Annotated in this window: 16 protein-coding genes; 8 read left to right on the top strand and 8 right to left on the bottom strand. The window is 68.6% G+C overall.

The features are described 5' to 3' along the window. Positions 1 to 253: 253 nt before the first annotated feature. A complete protein-coding gene (locus tag ABDW35_RS15820) occupies positions 254 to 916 on the bottom strand; it encodes a VOC family protein (protein WP_343714841.1) in 663 nt (220 codons plus the stop codon). 55 nt (positions 917 to 971) lie between these two features. Then, entirely contained in the window at positions 972 to 1,811 is an 840-nt protein-coding gene (locus ABDW35_RS15815; RefSeq protein ID WP_343714840.1) for an enoyl-CoA hydratase/isomerase family protein, read from the bottom strand. A gap of 287 nt (positions 1,812 to 2,098) precedes the next feature. Between ABDW35_RS15815 and ABDW35_RS15810 the strand changes: the two genes are divergently transcribed. The 4 genes from ABDW35_RS15810 to ABDW35_RS15795 are packed head-to-tail and all read left to right on the top strand — an operon-like array spanning position 2,099 to position 5,591. Further along, a complete protein-coding gene (locus ABDW35_RS15810) occupies positions 2,099 to 3,394 on the top strand; it encodes an epoxide hydrolase family protein (RefSeq protein ID WP_343714839.1) in 1,296 nt (431 codons plus the stop codon). Between the two features lie 49 nt (positions 3,395 to 3,443). Beyond that, on the top strand, positions 3,444 to 4,169 hold the full coding sequence (locus ABDW35_RS15805; RefSeq protein ID WP_343714838.1) for an SDR family oxidoreductase: 726 nt from the start codon (positions 3,444 to 3,446) through the stop codon (positions 4,167 to 4,169). Further along, positions 4,169 to 4,651, top strand: a complete 483-nt coding sequence (locus tag ABDW35_RS15800; protein ID WP_343714837.1) for a RidA family protein — start codon at positions 4,169 to 4,171, stop codon at positions 4,649 to 4,651. Before ABDW35_RS15805 ends, ABDW35_RS15800 begins: the two co-directional genes overlap by 1 nt. A gap of 28 nt (positions 4,652 to 4,679) precedes the next feature. Continuing rightward, positions 4,680 to 5,591, top strand: coding sequence for an alpha/beta hydrolase (locus ABDW35_RS15795; protein ID WP_343714836.1), 912 nt, complete (start codon positions 4,680 to 4,682; stop codon positions 5,589 to 5,591). A gap of 113 nt (positions 5,592 to 5,704) precedes the next feature. Here ABDW35_RS15795 and ABDW35_RS15790 read toward each other — a convergent pair whose 3' ends face one another. After that, positions 5,705 to 6,997, bottom strand: coding sequence for an Nramp family divalent metal transporter (locus ABDW35_RS15790; protein ID WP_343714835.1), 1,293 nt, complete (start codon positions 6,995 to 6,997; stop codon positions 5,705 to 5,707). A 339-nt stretch (positions 6,998 to 7,336) separates the two neighbouring features. On the opposite strand from ABDW35_RS15790, the gene ABDW35_RS15785 reads away from it, so the two are divergent. After that, complete coding sequence (locus ABDW35_RS15785; RefSeq protein WP_343714834.1) at positions 7,337 to 9,322, top strand: calcium-binding protein; 1,986 nt, start codon at positions 7,337 to 7,339, stop codon at positions 9,320 to 9,322. A 92-nt stretch (positions 9,323 to 9,414) separates the two neighbouring features. Here the strand turns inward: ABDW35_RS15785 and ABDW35_RS15780 are convergent, their stop codons facing one another. After that, positions 9,415 to 9,759: a helix-turn-helix domain-containing protein gene (locus ABDW35_RS15780; RefSeq protein ID WP_343714833.1), complete on the bottom strand. Its 345-nt coding sequence runs from the start codon at positions 9,757 to 9,759 to the stop codon at positions 9,415 to 9,417. Between the two features lie 161 nt (positions 9,760 to 9,920). On the opposite strand from ABDW35_RS15780, the gene ABDW35_RS15775 reads away from it, so the two are divergent. Beyond that, positions 9,921 to 10,655, top strand: coding sequence for an SDR family oxidoreductase (locus tag ABDW35_RS15775; protein ID WP_343714842.1), 735 nt, complete (start codon positions 9,921 to 9,923; stop codon positions 10,653 to 10,655). Between the two features lie 211 nt (positions 10,656 to 10,866). Continuing rightward, on the top strand, positions 10,867 to 12,243 hold the full coding sequence (locus ABDW35_RS15770; protein ID WP_343714832.1) for an aminotransferase: 1,377 nt from the start codon (positions 10,867 to 10,869) through the stop codon (positions 12,241 to 12,243). On the opposite strand, the gene ABDW35_RS15765 is transcribed toward ABDW35_RS15770, so the two are convergent. From ABDW35_RS15765 to ABDW35_RS15750, 4 genes are read right to left on the bottom strand one after another with little or no spacing between them, the layout of a single operon-like run. Further along, complete coding sequence (locus tag ABDW35_RS15765; RefSeq protein ID WP_343714831.1) at positions 12,209 to 12,811, bottom strand: hypothetical protein; 603 nt, start codon at positions 12,809 to 12,811, stop codon at positions 12,209 to 12,211. The two genes, ABDW35_RS15770 and ABDW35_RS15765, sit on opposite strands and share 35 nt — an antisense overlap. Before the next feature lie 2 nt (positions 12,812 to 12,813). Further along, positions 12,814 to 13,638, bottom strand: coding sequence for a nucleoside-diphosphate kinase (locus ABDW35_RS15760; protein WP_343714830.1), 825 nt, complete (start codon positions 13,636 to 13,638; stop codon positions 12,814 to 12,816). Positions 13,639 to 13,653: 15 nt separating this feature from the next. Next, positions 13,654 to 14,403 (bottom strand): hypothetical protein, encoded by a 750-nt coding sequence (locus ABDW35_RS15755; protein WP_343714829.1) that lies wholly within the window; start codon positions 14,401 to 14,403, stop codon positions 13,654 to 13,656. Positions 14,404 to 14,414: 11 nt separating this feature from the next. Next, on the bottom strand, positions 14,415 to 15,722 hold the full coding sequence (locus ABDW35_RS15750; RefSeq protein ID WP_343714828.1) for a DegT/DnrJ/EryC1/StrS family aminotransferase: 1,308 nt from the start codon (positions 15,720 to 15,722) through the stop codon (positions 14,415 to 14,417). A gap of 206 nt (positions 15,723 to 15,928) precedes the next feature. Here ABDW35_RS15750 and ABDW35_RS15745 point away from each other — a divergent pair. Further along, a partial coding sequence (locus ABDW35_RS15745; protein ID WP_343714827.1) for a hypothetical protein occupies positions 15,929 to 16,358 on the top strand: 430 nt, incomplete at its 3' end.

Here is a 16,358-nt window from a genome sequence, read left to right as displayed (position 1 = left end):
CGATAGCCGTCCCCGGCCGCGTGGTCGATGTCGAGCCGCCAGCCCAGGTTGCCATAGAAGCGTTTGGCGCGCTCCGCATCCGAGACCGGGATGATGACGACCTCGAGCCGCATGTCGACCCTCGATGCACGCGAGGCCTCGACCACGGTGTCGCTCCGCATTTCGAAGTTGCCCATGCCATTCTCCTTGGAGATTCTGAACTTGGTACTTGAGAGCTCCGTGTCCGGAAGTCGCCGCGCGGGGCGGTCGGTGCCTAGGTGGGCGGCACCTGGCCGGCCTGCTCGCGGACGATGTAATCGGCGTACCAGTCCGGCCAGTTCACGTCGTGCACCCCGCCGTTCCGCTTCTCGTGCTCGCCATGGGCGGCCGCTGCGCGCCGCAGTGCAGCCGCCAGATCGGCCTGCGAGGTGAAAGTGGTGTCGCCATCCACCCGTCCCGGCAGGCGCGCCGTGACCTCCTGGAACACCCAGCCATTGCCGTCGGGATCGCTGAACGAGGCGAATGAGGCGTAGCTGCGCCGTTGCGGATCAGGCCCGGCCACCCGTCCTTCCTGATCGGCATGGTGGAAGATGCCACCGGCATCGTGGAACACCTCGCTCACCGCCACCCCACGGCTGGCGAAAGCGACCCGTGCCGCTTCGACGTCCGGGACGATGAGGTGAAGCCCCTGGGCCGATCCCGGCGTGGCCGATGTCACGCCCGTGCCGAAGATGATCGAGCAGGGCGAGCCCGGCGGGGTGAACTGCATCACGCGGAACCCGTCGCCCGTGGTGAAATCGCCGTCGAGCCGCCAGCCGAGGCCGGCGTAGAAGCGCTTGGCGCGTTCGACATCCGAGACCGGGATCACGATCACCTCGAGCTTGGTGTCGATCGCCTGCGCCACGGCGGCATCACTGCGCAGCTGGGGAGTGGCCATGGTGGATCTCCTGAGTCTGGAAGCGCCCGCCGGCACGGGCCGGCAGCGGAAGTCGTCAGCGGCCGAGCTGGCCGACGTGGTATCCGAGCCGCGTCTCGACATCGCCCGGTGCGTGGAAGCCGCGCTCCATCAGCGTCTTGATCCGCGACCGGGCGGCGGGCCGGTTCAGGGCTGCGATGAACGCGTCCCATTCCGGCGCGATCTCGGCATCGGGCGGCAGGCTCGCCACATTGACCAGGCGCTTCGTCTCCGCGATCGCCTGCTTGTCGAAAGACGCGATCCGCTGCGCCAGCGCGTCGACGAAGCCGTCGAGCTCCGCATCCGGCAGGGCGCGGTTGACATAGCCGTAGCGCTCCGCGAGGTCGCCCGGGATGTCGTCCGCCCCGAGCAGCACCTCCAGCGCGCGGCCGCGGCCGATGAGGCGGGGCAGCCTTGCCATCGGGCCGCCGCCGGGCACCAGGGCGGCGCCGACCTCCCATTGCGACAGGATCGCTTTCTCGCGGCTGGCGAAGCGCATGTCGCTGGCGAGGGCCAGCTCGCTGCCGACGCCGGTCGCGCGGCCCCGGATCGATGCGATCGACACCACGGAGGCGCGGCTCAGCCGCACCAGCATATCGGGCAGCTGCTGCAGCCCGGTCGGCCCCGGCGGCAGGCCGAGCGTCTCGTCCGGATCCGCCATGAAATCGTAATGGGTCAGGAAGAAGCCCTCGACGGCGCTATCGAAGACGACGACCTTCACCTGCCGGTCGCTTTCGAGCGCCGCGACGACGGCGTTGAGCTGCGACATGTTCGCCGGCCCGAAGATGTTCAGGGGCGGCAGGTCGAACGTGACGCGCCAATAGGCCGCCGAGCGGCGATCGACGCGGATCCGGCCGACCTCTGCGCTGATGTCCATAGTCTGTCTCCGATGGTCGCAGGGGATATTCCGGCGACATCGATGCCAGCGCGCAGAACGCCGATCCATCAAACGAAGGTATCGGCGATACCTTGGTATCATCCGGCCCTGGAAAATAGTCCGCCATTGAACGAGGCGCACGCTCGCTCGAATCCCAAGACCTTCCCAAACATCGCCGCACCGATACCAAGGTGTCGGCGATACCAACGTGCAATCGCACCGGGCGCCGGCCGCGCGGCACTGTCATGGCATTCGGCGGTCACGAGATCAGCCCAGAGGAGATTGCCATGTCGGAAGATTTCACGCCCACGCGCCGCGACGTCCTGGTGGCGTCGGCACTGACCAGCGTCGCCATGATGATGCCGATGGCGGTCGGTGCGGCCACGGGCGATGCCATCCGCCCCTTCAGCATCGGCTTCCCGCAGGAGCAGCTCGATGACCTGCGCCGCCGGGTGGCGGCAACGCGCTGGCCAGACCGGGAGACCGTGCCGGACGACACCCAGGGCGTGCAGCTGGCGACGATCCGCAAGCTCGCGCAGTACTGGGCGACGGATTACGACTGGAGCTGGATGGAGGCGCGGCTCAAGGCCCTGCCGAACTTCGTCACCGAGATCGACGGGCTGGACATCCACTTCATCCATGTCCGTTCGCAGCACGAGAATGCCCTGCCGGTGATCGTCACCCATGGCTGGCCCGGCTCGATCATCGAGCAGCTCAAGATCATCGGGCCGCTGACCGACCCGACGGCGCATGGCGGCAGCGCGGCGGACGCCTTCCATGTGGTGATCCCGTCGCTGCCCGGCTACGGCTTCTCCGGCAAGCCCACCGCGCCGGGCTGGACCCCGGTGCGGATCGCCAAGGCCTGGGCTGTGCTGATGCAGCGCCTCGGCTACGCCAAATACGTCGCCCAGGGCGGCGACTGGGGCAATGCCGTCTCGGAGCAGATGGCCCTGCAGCAGCCGCCCGGGCTGCTCGGCATCCACACCAACATGGCGGCCACCGTTCCGGCCGATATCTCGAAGGCGCTCGCCGCCGGCGGCCCGCCGCCCGCCGGCCTCGCGCCGGACGAGACGCGTGCCTGGGACCAGCTCGACGACTTCTACAAGAACGGGCTGGGCTACGCGATCGAGATGAACAACCGGCCGCAGACGCTGTACGGCATCGTCGACTCGCCGATCGGCCTGGCCGCGTGGATGCTGGACCACGACATCCGCAGCTGCCGGCTGATCGCCCGGGTCTTCGACGGCGCCACCGAAGGCCTGACGCGGGACGACATCCTCGACAACGTCACCCTGTACTGGCTGACCAACACCGCGATCTCCTCGGCGCGGCTGTACTGGGACAATGCGCATTTTCCATCGGGCGGCTTCTTCGACCCGCGCGGGATCAAGATCCCGGTCGCCGTCAGCGCCTTCCCGGACGAGATCTACCAGGCGCCGAAGAGCTGGGCGGAGAAGGCCTATCCGAAGCTGATCCACTACAACCGGCCCGACAAGGGCGGGCACTTCGCCGCCTGGGAGCAGCCGGCCGTGTTCAGCGCCGAGCTGCGCGCCGCCTTCCGGCCCCTGCGCCAGACGATCTGACCGCACCCACGGCTTCGTACCCGAGCGCCCCATAGTTTTGGAGATGACCATGAACGCTCAGAAGACGGTGATCGTCACCGGTGCCTCGCAGGGCATCGGTGCGGGCGTCACCAACGCCTTCCTCGCGCGCGGCTACAATGTCGTCGCGACATCGCGGCAGGTCAGCCGGTCGGCGGAGATCCCCGACTCCGATCGCGTGGCCCGCGTCGACGGCGACATTGCCAATCCGGCGACGGCCCGGAATGTCGCCGAGATCGCCGTGGCCCGGTTCGGCGCGATCGACGCCCTGGTCAACAATGCCGGCATCTTCTTCACCAAGCCGTTCATCGATACCACGGTCGACGACTACCGCAAGCTCGCATCGACCAACACCGAAGGCTTCCTTCACCTCACCCAGCTCGTCGTCCGCCGGATGCTGGCGCAGCAATCCGGCGGCAGCATCGTCAGCATCACCACGCCCCTGGTCGACCATCCGATCGCGGGCGTCGATGTCGCGGTCGCGATGATCACCAAGGGCGGCATCGAAGCCGCGTCGAAGAATATCGCGATGGAATACGCGAAGGCGGGAATCCGCGTGAACACGGTGGCGCCCGGCATCGTCGACACGCCGCTCCACAAGGACGATCCGAAGGATGTCCTCAGGACGCTGTCGCCGATGGGCGTTATCTCCACCGTCCAGGATATCGTCGAAGCCGTCGTCTTCCTGACCGAGGCCCCGCACATCACCGGGGAGGTGCTGCACGTCGACGGCGGCGCACATCTGGGCAGATGGTGATGCTCGGCACGATGCCGGCCGCCGGCGCGGAACAGCGGCTGAAGACCCTGGGCATCGAGCTGCCGCCACCGCCGATCCCGCTCGGCGCCTATGTCGAAGCCGTGGAGATCGGCGATCTGCTCTTCCTCAGCGGGATGCTTCCGGTCGTCGGCCGGACTCCGCAATCGATCGGGCGGCTCGGTGCCGAGCTGTCGGTCGAGGCGGGGCGGGAGGCTGCACGGATCGCATGCCTCAACGCGCTGTCCGCGGCCAGGGCGCATCTCGGCACGCTCGACAAGGTGGCCGGCGTCGCTAAGCTCGGGGTCTACATCGCCACCGCAGGCGATTTTCGCGATCACCCGAAGGTTGCCGACGGTGCGTCGGAGATCCTGGTCAAGGCCTTCGGCATCGGGATGCTGTCGCCGCGCATCGTCCTGGGCGTCGCCAGCCTGCCGCTCGGCATGCCGGTCGAAATCGAGATCGTCCTGCAGGTCGGCGACTGAACCCGAGACGCCTGCCCCGGAGCCCCGCATGAAGCACCCGGTCCATTACCGCACCGTCGAAATCGACGGCCTGTCGATCTTCTACCGGGAGGCCGGCCCGGCGGACGCGCCGGCGATCCTGCTGCTGCACGGCCTGCCGTCGTCGTCGCGGATGTTCGAGCCGCTGCTGCAGCGGCTCTCGGATCGCTATCGGCTGGTCGCGCCGGACTACCCGGGCTTCGGCCATAGCGATGCGCCGGTGCCGAAGGATTTTTCCTACACCTTCGACCGCCTAGCCGAGGTCATCACTCGCTTCACCGAGAAACTGGGCCTCTCCCGCTACAGCTTGTACATGCAGGACTATGGCGGTCCGGTCGGCTTCCGGATCGCGCTTACCCATCCGGACCGCATCGAAAGCCTCCTCGTCCAGAACGCCGTGGCGCATGACGAGGGCCTCGGCCAGATCTGGGCGACCCGGCGCGCCTTCTGGACGGACCGGATGGCGCATGAAGCAGCCTTGCGTGCCAATCTCCTGTCACTCGAGACGACGCGCGCCCGCCATGTCGGCAGCGACCCGCGGACCGACCGCTACGACCCGGACCTCTGGACCGACGAGTTCGCTTTTCTGAACCGGGACGGCCAGGCCGACATCCAGACGGAGCTGTTCTTCGACTACCGCACCAACGTCGCCTCCTACCCGGCCTGGCAGGCATGGCTGCGCGAGACCCAGCCGCCGCTGCTGGTGCTGTGGGGACGATACGACCCGTCCTTCGAGCTTTCGGAGGCCGAGGCCTACAGGCGCGACGTCCCCGCGGCGGAGGTCCATATCCTGGATGGCGGTCATTTCGCGCTCGACACCGCGGCGGACGAGATCGCCGGGCTGATGGACGTGTTCCTGAAGAAGAACCGCGACTCCGGACGGTACAAGACCCTTCCTGCGGCTTCCCGGGCGCCGTCCTAACCGCAGCCGTTGTCACCATCGATTACAGCGACGGCTTGGTGATCGTCGGGCCGGGCGCACGGCAAGGTGTTCCGTGATGCAGAATCGCTTGCACAACTGAGCGAGGTGGCCTCTCAGGCAAGCCAGCTCCAGACCATGACAGCGGCGATCGCCGCCATGAAGACCGTCGTCGCCCAGCCGAGCAGGCTGAGCGGCCGTGGCAGCTGGAATTCCCTGACGATTGCCGGCCGTCCGCTCATGATCATGATCAGCGTCATGATCGGAACGGCGACCAGACCGTTGACAACCGCACTCCAGAACAGGGCCCTGATCGGATCGATGGCGACGGTGTTGAGGCCGACACCCACGACCATCGCCCAGAAAATCGTCCCATAGAATGTCTTCGCCTCGACGGGCCGGCAGGCCAACCCGGCGGGGCGACCAAGCGTGCCACAGACACCGAAGGCCGCGGCACCGGCGAGCACTGGCACCCCGAGCATGCCCGTGCCGACGATGCCTGCGGCGAAGATCGCAAAGGCGAAATCCCCCGCCACCGGGCGAAGCGCCGACGCGGCATCCGCCGAGGTCTGGATGTCGAGCTTGCCAGAGGCATGAAGCGTGGCCGCCGTGGTGATGACAATGAAAAGGCCAATCAGGTTCGACAAGCCCATGCCCAGCCAGGTGTCGATCCGGATGCGACGGAACTCGGCCGGTGCCTGGCGCGGCGCCTCGGTCAGCGGCTTCATCCGGGGGCTTTCGGCTTGGCGTTCAGCCTCCTGCGACGCCTGCCAGAAGAACAAGTAGGGGCTGATCGTGGTGCCGAAGATGGCCACAGCCGCGGTGACGTAATCTGTGTCCGCCTGCAGACCGGGCCACACCAGCTGTCGGGCGACCTCCCCCCAGGGCACCTGGACCGCGAAGACCGTCGCGACATAGGCGAAGAGCGAGAGGCACAGCCATTTGAGATAGGCCGAGTAGCGCTCGTAGGAGACGAAGATCATCAGACCGGTGGACACCAGGCCGAATCCCACCACGTAAGGCTCGTGCGGACCGCCGACGAGCAGCTGCATCGCCGCCGCCATCGCGCCGAGATCGGCGCCGAGATTGATCACGTTGGCGGCGAGCAGGAGCAGCGCGATGACGTAGGCGACGGGGCGCGGGAAATTCTCCGCAATGTTGGTCGCCAGCCCTTTGCCGGAAATCCGGCCAAGCCTCGCGCAGGCCTCCTGGATTGCAACCATCAGGGGAAAGCTGAGCAGCAGCGTCCAGCCGAGCGTGTATCCGAACTGTGCTCCTGCCTGGGAGTAGGTGGCGATTCCGCTCGGATCGTCGTCCGAGGCGCCGGTGACGAGGCCGGGGCCGAGCTTCGCGAGCCAGCCACGCGTCCGCGGCGTCACGGGTGGGGATGTCGTGGTGGTCATTCGCATGCCGCGCCGCCTAGGCGTGCTCCTCATCCGGTCAACACGCCTGCGGGCGCCGCCGCAGGCGTCTCGCCCATCACGCAAGACAGACGTGCCAATCTCCTTCGCCGAAGAGACGGAGCGGAGCGTTGGTTGGTTCCCGAAGCAGGCTCGCAGGCCCTCTTCGATCCTGCAGAGTTCGAGACCCTGCGCCGCGTCGCGATGGAACGGCCGGCTGTGCGCCGGGATTGTAGAAAATGATCGGAAATTCGCCGAATTCGATCTATGCGGCGAACGCGCGAATCTCGTATGAAGGCAGTGTTTGACCCGGATTCGCGTTCCACATTCATTTCCACGGAGCATTCGATGGCGGACGTGCTCGGCACCGATGCGAAGGACTTTTTTCACGCGGCCGGAGATGGCAGGACCGCCCCGGCCGGCTACAACGACATCACCTACAATCCGGGGGACTCCGTCTTCGCCTTCGCCGGCGACGACATCGTCATCGGCGCCGGCAACAACAATGTCTACGTCGGCTATGGCGGCTACGACCTCCTGGATTATTCCGCCTTCGGCCAGGGCCTGATCTTCGACAGCGATGATGTTGGCGGCTACAGCAGCATCCTGCGGCAATCCGACGGCGTCCGCATCGCCTTCTACTGGACGGTGGCCGGCACCAGCTTCGAGGAGATCCGCGGCACGGCTTTCGACGACACCATCCATTCGGTGGGCGACGGCATCTCGCTGCACGGCGGCGCCGGCGACGACACCATCATCGCCGGCGCCAATGCCGAGACGCTGGACGGCGGCACCGGCACGGACACGGTCAGCTACGCCAATTCTCCGGCGGCGGTGACGGTCGACCTGCGTCTGGCAGGCGCCCAGCTATCGGGAGGGATGGCCGCCGGCGACGCCCTGACCGGGATCGAGAATTTGATTGGCTCCAGTTTCGCCGACACGCTGCACGGCGACGCCACCGCCAATCGCCTGACCGGCGGCAGCGGCGACGACATCCTCAACGGCCATGGCGGCGACGACACTCTGGCCGGCGGCGCCGGGGCGGACCAGCTGATCGGCCAGGACGGCGTCGACACTGCCGACTATTCGACCTCGGGCGCCGGGGTCACCGTCGACCTGGCGGCGGGAACCGGCGTCGGCGGCGACGCCCAGGGCGACACGCTGGCAGCGATCGAGAACGTCATCGGCTCCAGCTTCAGCGACCGCCTTTACGGCGACGCCGGCGCGAATGCGCTCACCGGCGGAGCGGGCGACGACACGCTCCGCGGCGGCGCCGGCGCGGATATCCTCGATGGCGGCGACGGCTCGGATTTCGCCAACTACCAGGGCTCGGCAGCGGCCGTGGCCGTGAACCTGCTGGCCGGCACCGCCTCGGGGGGCGACGCGCAAGGCGACACGCTGACCAGCATCGAGAATCTCTACGGGTCGAGCTTCGACGACCAGCTCACCGGCGACCATGCTCGCAATGTCCTCGGTGGCGAGCTCGGCAATGACATCCTCATCGGCAATGGCGGGGACGATTCCCTGTCGGGTGAGGCCGGCGATGACCGGCTCGAAGGCGGCGACGGCAACGACCGGCTCGTCGGCGGCGACGGTATCGACAACCTCCAGGGCGGCGCCGGCGACGATTCCATCGATGCCGGCGCCGGCAACGATACGATCATCGGCGGGGCTGGCAACGATTCCATCTATGGCGGCCAGGGCGGCGACCAGATCGACGGCGGCGACGGCAACGACTTCATCGAAGCGGGGGGCGACAGCGACGTCATCAACGGCGGGGACGGCATCGACACCGCCAGCTATGCCGGCTCTGCCACGGCGGTGCAGGTGTCGCTTGCCCTTGGGATCGGTACCGGCGGCGATGTCAGCGGCGACATCCTGGTGAATATCGAGCAGCTGCTGGGCTCCGCCCATGACGACCTGCTGATCGGCGACACGGGCGCCAACACGCTGTGGGGCATGGCCGGCGATGACCGGATCAATGGCGGCGGAGGTGCCGACCTGTTGAAGGGAGGAACGGGCAACGACACCTTCGTCTACGCCGCCCTCGCCGACAGCACCGTGGCTTCGACGGGCAAGGACACGATCGCCGACTTCACGGCCGGCGACCGTATCGATCTGTCCGGTATCGACGCCGACGGCAACTCATCCAACGGGGACACGGCCTTCACCTTCGGCACCGGCGACTTCACCCGCCAGGCCGGGGAGCTGCGGGTGGTGACGGCAGGCCCGATTCAGGTGGTTTATGTCGACGTCAACGGCGACAAGGCCCCTGATTTCGCCATCAATGTCATCTCCGATCACCCGCTGACCGCGGCGGACTTCGTTCTGTAGCAGAGTTGAGCCCGGGGATGCCGTTCCCCCGGGCCCGGTTTCCGGTCAGCGGAACGCCGCCATGGGAAACTGATCGTGATCATGAACGGCCGCTAGTCGGGACGATCAGTTTGCCGTGTCCTGGTATTCCAGGCTTCCCGCTGGGCGAAGACCCGGGTCACCTCCGCCATATGCTCCGTGCCCCAGGAGCAGAGCGGCACAAGGGCTTCGGCCAGGCTGCGGCCCAGGGGGCTGAGGCTGTAATCCACCCGCGGCGGGACCTCCTTGTGGTCGGTCCGCTTCACGAGGCCGTCGGCCTCAAGCTCCTTGAGCTGCTGGATCAGCACCTTGTCGCTGACATCCCGCACAGCCCGCCGCAGTTCGCCGTAACGGGTCGTGCCGCCTTGGGCGAGGAAGTACAGGATCAGCGGCTTCCACTTTCCGGCGATGACCCGCAACGTCGCGTCAAGGCCGCAGGTGAAGCCGGGCAGCGTCGGGGTGCAATTCCGGACCGAGGCTGAAGGATCTGACGGCATTCTGGGTACTTACCAAAAGGTGCATACTTGTCCCTAGGTGGGCACGTCGCCAGCTCAGTGCAACCTCAATGAAGGAGCGATTCATGAGCAGGCTACAGGGCAAGACGGCGGTGGTGACGGGCGGCGGCAGCGGCATCGGCCTCGGCGCCGCCAGACGGTTCGTCGACGAGGGTGCCTTCGTCTACATCTTCGGGCGGCGGCAGGAGGCGCTCGACGCCGCCTTGGCGGATCTGGGTTCGTCTGCGCGGGCTGTCAGAGGCTCGGTCACGGATCTGTCCGACCTCGACCGGCTGTACCGGGCGGTCAAGGCCGAACGGGGCGGGCTCGACATCCTGTTCGCCAATGCCGGGACCGGAGCGTTCGCGCCGCTCGGCGAAATAACGCCCGAGCACTACGACCAGATCTTCGACGTCAATGTGAAGGGGCTGGTGTTCACGGTGCAGAAGGCCTTGCCGCTGATGTCGGCCGGGTCATCGATCATCCTGACCGGGTCGAGCACGGGGGTCATGGGCACGCAGGAATTCAGCATCTACAGCGCGACCAAGGCGGCGATCCGCAACCTGGCGCGCAGCTGGGCGCTGGACCTGCGCGGCACAGGCATTCGCGTCAACGTGCTGTCCCCGGGGCCGGTCAAGACCGAGCTGGCTCTGGAGATCGTGGGCGAGGACGCCATGGATGCGCTCGGGAGCACCACGCCCGTGGGGCGCATCGGCGACCCGGCGGAGACGGGGGCGGTGGCCGCGTTCCTGGCATCCTCGGACAGCAGCTTCATGACCGGGTCCGAGGTCTTCGTCGATGGCGGCCTGGCACAGGTTTGAGACCTTAAACGCTTGAGCGCGAGGGCTTCGGTCACCGGACCGAAGCCCTCACGGCGCTGCGGCGCCCCGTCACCCCACAGGGAGGGCACCGCACCCGGACATGCGTTATGGAGCATTACTCTGAATAAGAGTTTCGTATGGATTGACACTCCATTCCAAAATCAGTTCCACTGCACCCGCCGGACAATCTCTCGGATGGGAAGCGAGCATCATGTCCACCTTGACGGATCCCGTCGCCCGGCGCGATGTCGCCTTCCACATCCATTCGCAGACCAATCCGGCGCTGTTCGAGGAGCAGGGGCCGCTGGTGGTCGCGCGCGGCGAGGGCGCCCGAATCTACGACGGCGGCGGCAAGGCCTATATCGATGCCATGGCCGGGCTGTGGTGCGCCTCGCTGGGCTTCGCCAACCCGCGGCTGGCGGCCGCCGCCGCCCGGCAATATGCCGAGCTGGGCTTCTATCACACCTTCTTCCACCGGACGTCCGAGGCCGTGGCCGAGCTGGCGGAGACGCTGGTGGCGCTGACCGGCATGGACGGCGGCAAGGCGTATTTCGCGACCTCCGGGTCGGAGGCGAACGAGACCATGGTCAAGCTGGCCTGGGTCTACCATGCAGCCCGCGGCAAGCCGACCAAGCGCAAGGTGATCGCGCGCGACCGCGCCTTCCACGGGTCGACCATTGCCGCCGCGTCGATGTGCGGCCTGCCCTTCATGCACCGTGAATTCGGCCTGCCGCTGCCGGGCTTCCTGCACACGCTGTGCCCCGACCGCTATCGCGGTATGCGGCCCGGCGAGGACGAGGCGGCCTTCGTCGAGCGGCTGGCGGGGGAGCTGGAGCGAGTGATCCTGGCCGAGGGGCCGGACACGATCGCCGCCTTCATCGCCGAGCCGATCCATGCCGGCGGCGGCATCATCGTGCCGCCCGAGCACTATTTCGCCCGTATCCAGGAGGTGCTGCGGCGCTACGACATCCTGTGCCTGGACGACGAGATCGTCTGCGGCTTCGGCCGCACCGGGAACTGGTTCGGCCGCGAAACGGTGGGCATGCGGCCGGACATGATGGCCCTGGCCAAGGGCCTGTCCTCCGCCTATTTCCCGATCTCCGCCGTCATCGTGGCGCCGGCGGTCTATGACGCGTTGCGCGAGTTCAACCGCAGCGGCGGCGCCTTCGGCCACGGCTTCACCAATTCCGGCCACCCGGTCGGCGTCGCCGTCGCCGCCGAGGCGATCCGGATCTATCGCGAGATGGACGTGATCGGTCATGTCCGCCGCATGGGCGCCCGGCTGCGCGCCCATTTCGAGGAGATCGGCCGGGCCTCTCCCATCGTCGGCGAGGTGCGCGGCGCCGGGCTGATGCTGGGCATCGAGCTGGTGCAGGACAAGGCGACCCGGCGGCCCTTCGCCCCGACCCGCCAGGCTGGCCCGACCTTCGACCGGCTGGCCTATGGCAACGGGCTGATCGCGCGCTGCATGGGCGACGTGCTCGGCTTCTCGCCGCCGCTGATCGTCGACGAAGCCGATGTCGACGAGATCGCCGACCGCGTCGCCGCCAGCCTCAGGCAGCTGGAATGGGTTCTGATCGGGGGCTGACGCGCTGCGGGAGCGGTCCCGGCGGGGCCGAGAAGCCCAGCCGGGCGCAGGCCGCGCGGAACGCTTCCGGCGACAGCACCGATTGCAGCGCCGCCGCCTGTCCGACCAGGGATGAAACGGCGATGCCGTGCCGCTGCAGCGCCGCCAAGTCGGTCACGTGTTTGCCGTCCCCGGTCTCCACCGCCATGGCGAGCTTGCGCGCGGCGACGTCGAGCCGGTGCGCGGCGAAGCCCAGCCGCCGATCGGGGAAGGCGCCCCGCCCCGCCGGCGCCTGGTCCACCACCCAGTTCAGCACGATGGGGGCATCGCCGGCCGTGGCGTAGGTCGCCTCGCATTCGTCGCCGTCGGCGTGGAGATCGAGGCGGGCGAAGCCGGCTGCGACCAGCGCCGCATGATCACTGGCCATGGCCCGCGACGCGTCCGGCCAGCAGCGATGATGAATGTCGAAATCGCCGGGCGGCCTGCCCAGCATGTCCGCCAGCACCAGGCTGCCCGCCCAGTAGCTGACCGAGGAGCGGTGCGGGCGCAGCAGGCCGACGACCCGCCGGTGCAAGGCCGGAAACCGCATGGTCAGCCCCCCGCCGCCGCGGCGCGGGCCGGCGGCATCGCGACCAGGGCGGCCCAGAGCGGATTGGAATGCTGGGCGCATTCGAGCTGCAGGGCGTCCCAGGCGCCGATCCGGCCGAAGGCCTGCCGGATCCGCGGCAGCATCGGCTCCTGCCCCGCCAGGAACGCATCGACCAGGTCGCGCGCCGCCGGCTCACGCCCGCCCAGGGCCAGGAGCCAGGCGACCAGCCTGCGGCCGGTCTCCCGCGCGTCGCCATCGGCCGGCAGGTCCGGCAGGTCCTGCCCCGGCCAGCGCCGGGCCGCGAGCCGGGCGAAGGCCAGCAGCCCGGAATGCCGGATGCCGTGGCCTCCCTCCTCCGGCCCCCTCTCCCCCGGCATGGCGAAAGCCGTGGCGGTCCGGCGCGACCGCAGGATCTCCGCCTCCTCGGCCATCATCGGATAGCTGTCGCTGACATGGATCAGATTGCAGACCGGGTTGTCGCACCAGAAGCGGCTGCGCACGGTCCCGGCCTCGGCCCGGGCGGGCTGGGTCGCGCCTTTGATCCGCTGCAGCCGGGCCAGCGGGTCGGCGCCGCGCCATTCGGTGACGCAGGAGGCGCGGCCGTCGAACAGGTCCACCACCAGCGGCCAGTGCCGGCCACCGGTGCCGCCGGACAGGCCGTAGAAGGCCTCGATCGAGCGGACGTCGTGGACCACGGTGCCGCGGCCGGCCGGGACCAGCCCGGTGGCCCCGGCGATGAAGCGGTCGAGCGCCCCGACGAGGCCGGACAGCACCGCGTCGGGGGAATAGACGGTCAGCGCCCGGTCGGGCGGCGGGACGATGCGCATGGTCGATGCTCCGGGTCAGGCGGCGGCGCGGCGCGCGCCATCGGCTGCCATGGCGGCGCCGGTGATCGCCGTGCCGGTCGCGCCCTGCCCCCGGCCCCAGGCGGCGACACGGTCCGGATGCAGGCCGTTCAGCACGGCGCAGTCCATGCCGCGCGCCTGCAGGAAGGCCACGGCGCAGGCGTCGATCGAGGTGTGGCCCATGCGCAGCAGCTCGGCGGCGGAGATGGCAGGGATCAGGTGGTCGGGGTCGCCGATCCGCCCGGCTTCGAACACGCCGTCGACATCGGTCAGGATGGCGACGCGGCGGGCGCCGGTCAGCCAGGCCAGCCAGACCCCGACCGCGTCCGAGGTGATCTCGAAGGTCTGCTCGACCGGGTCGATATCGAACAGCAGCCGTGACGGCAGCAGCACCGCGACCTTGCCCTGCGCCAGCGCCGCGCGGCAGGCTGCCAGCGTCTCGCAGGCCACCAGCCGGTCGGAGAAGGCCGGGTCGGCCAGGATCAGCCCGGTCTGGTCCTGGGCCAGGGCGCAGGCGCGATGCGCCGTCTCCGCCGCCAGCGGCCGCTCCCGGTCGATCGCCTCGATCACCTTGTCGGTGCGGCCGCCGCCGGGGAGGATCAGGATCCTCTGCCCCTCCGCGGCGAGGACGGCGATCGCCCCGATCAGCGCCTGGCACCGCTCCAGGTCGCGGGTCAGGCTGCCGCCGAATTTCAGCACGATGTCGACGCCGTAATCGACGAAGCCCTTGATCGTCTGGGTCCGCATCGCCGCCTCCCTCAATTCGTCGCCGTGCCGTGCCGCGCGGCCTCGGCCCGCAGCTCGGGCAGCGCGCTCCACACCTTCTCGAAGGCGTCGGCATAGGCATGCATGGCGGTGTCATCGTTCGGCGGCGCCACCTCGGACAAGTAGAACATCGTGTCCAGCAGCGTCCGGGTGTTCGGGAAATCGGCCAGCGACCAGCGGTCGCGCCAGAACGGCAGATGCTCCCATACCGGCTTGCGCAGCCACACCCAGACCGGCACGCCCTCGGCCTGCAGCAGCTCGACGATCAGGTCGCGCGCCGCCGGCCCCGGCGGCAGGCCCAGCCGGGCCGGATCGATCCGCAGCGGGACGTTGAGGAAGGAGTTGCGCGGCCGGCCGATGTCGTACAGTGGCAGCAGGCCGGCCAGGCGGTCGGTAAGCACGGCCGCGTTCTGGCGGCGCTGGGCCAGCTGCTCGTCCAGCTCCGGCAGCCGGCTGAGCGCGACCGAGGCCGAGAACACGTTGGGCCGGTAGTTGTAGCCGGCGGTCATCGGCGAGAACACGCGTTCGCCATTCCGGGCCGAGCTGGTCAGCGACACCCGGTCGACATGCTCGATCAGCCCGGGATCGGCGGTGCAGAGCAGGCCGAGTTCGCCGGCGCCGAGATGCTTCGCGCCGTTGCCCGACAGGGCCAGGGCGTCGCTGTCGAGCGGCGCCCCGCCGTCGCGGCTGCACGTCACCGCGATCGACTGGGCGGAGTCGTCGACCAGCCGGACCCGGCCGGTGGCCCGGACCGCGGCCCGCAGCTCCGGCGCCGGGATGGGATTGCCGAACAGATGGGTGATCAGCACCGCAGCGGTGTCGCCGGAGAGGGCCCGGGCCGCCGCCGCCTGGTCGATCGCCGCATCGGCCAGAGACACGTCGACGAAGACCGGCTCCAGCCCGGCGAATGCGATCGGGCCGATCGCACCGGGCCAGTTCAGCGCGGCGGCGATCACCTTCGTCGCCTGCTGCCGCGCTCCCTGCTCCCGCGCATAATCCAGCGCCACATGGATCGCCGCGGTCCCGGTCGACACCGCGCGCACCGTCCAATGGCCGGTCCAGGCCGCGAAATCCTGCTCCAGGGCGGTCACCACCGGATGGTTGACCCGATGGTACTTGCCGCTGCGGATCACCCGGTTGAGCGCCGCCAGATGGCCGCTATGAGAGGCCGGCCAGGACACGACCAGGTCCTCCGGCACCGCCCGCTGGCCGCCGAACGCCGCCAGTTGCGCCTTCGCCGAAGGTGCTCCCGGCCGGGCATAAGCCAGCGCGGCGGAACTCGCATCATCCTTGAGCAGCATCGTCTTCTCCAGATCAGTATTATTCAGAATAAATCGAAAGCATTTTGCGCAAATATTGCACCGCAATTGCTCCCGTCGAATGATCTAGAGGTTACTGTAATTAAACTGTCAAAATATTTAAGAAGAATATGCGAAATATATTCGGCCTATTTACTGCTTATCGATGATGATTAATGGATGACTGGATCGCAACCTGACTCGGCCGGATGACACGCCCCCTCCCGATCCCCCCCGCCGCAGGCGCGGTGCTGCTGATGGCCGCCAGCGCGGCGCTGGCCCCCCTGGCCGATGCCGCCGGCAAGGACCTGGTCGCCGCCTATGCCGCGGTGCAGATCGCCTGGATGCGGTTCGCCGTCCACGCCGTGCTCGCGGGCGGCGCGGCCGTCGCCGCCGAGGGCGGCCTGGCGGCGCTGCGCCCCACCCGGCTGCAGCTGCTGCGGGGATGCGCGCAATTCGCCTCCTCGCTGTGCCTGCTGTGGGCCCTGGCGCTGCTGCCGCTGGGGGCGGCGCTGGTCATCGTCTTCACCGCGCCGCTGCTGCTGCTGCTCGCCCGCGGGCAGGTTGACCATGTTCGGCGCCTGGTGATCGACGCCCGAGAACGGGTACAGCGGATGCTGGAAGAAACTGCACATCAGC

Source organism: Inquilinus sp. (genome assembly GCF_039594555.1).
Classification (GTDB): Bacteria; Pseudomonadota; Alphaproteobacteria; order DSM-16000; family Inquilinaceae; genus Inquilinus.
Note: the sequence above shows the minus strand (reverse complement) of the source record. Positions and strands in the feature narration are given on the sequence as shown.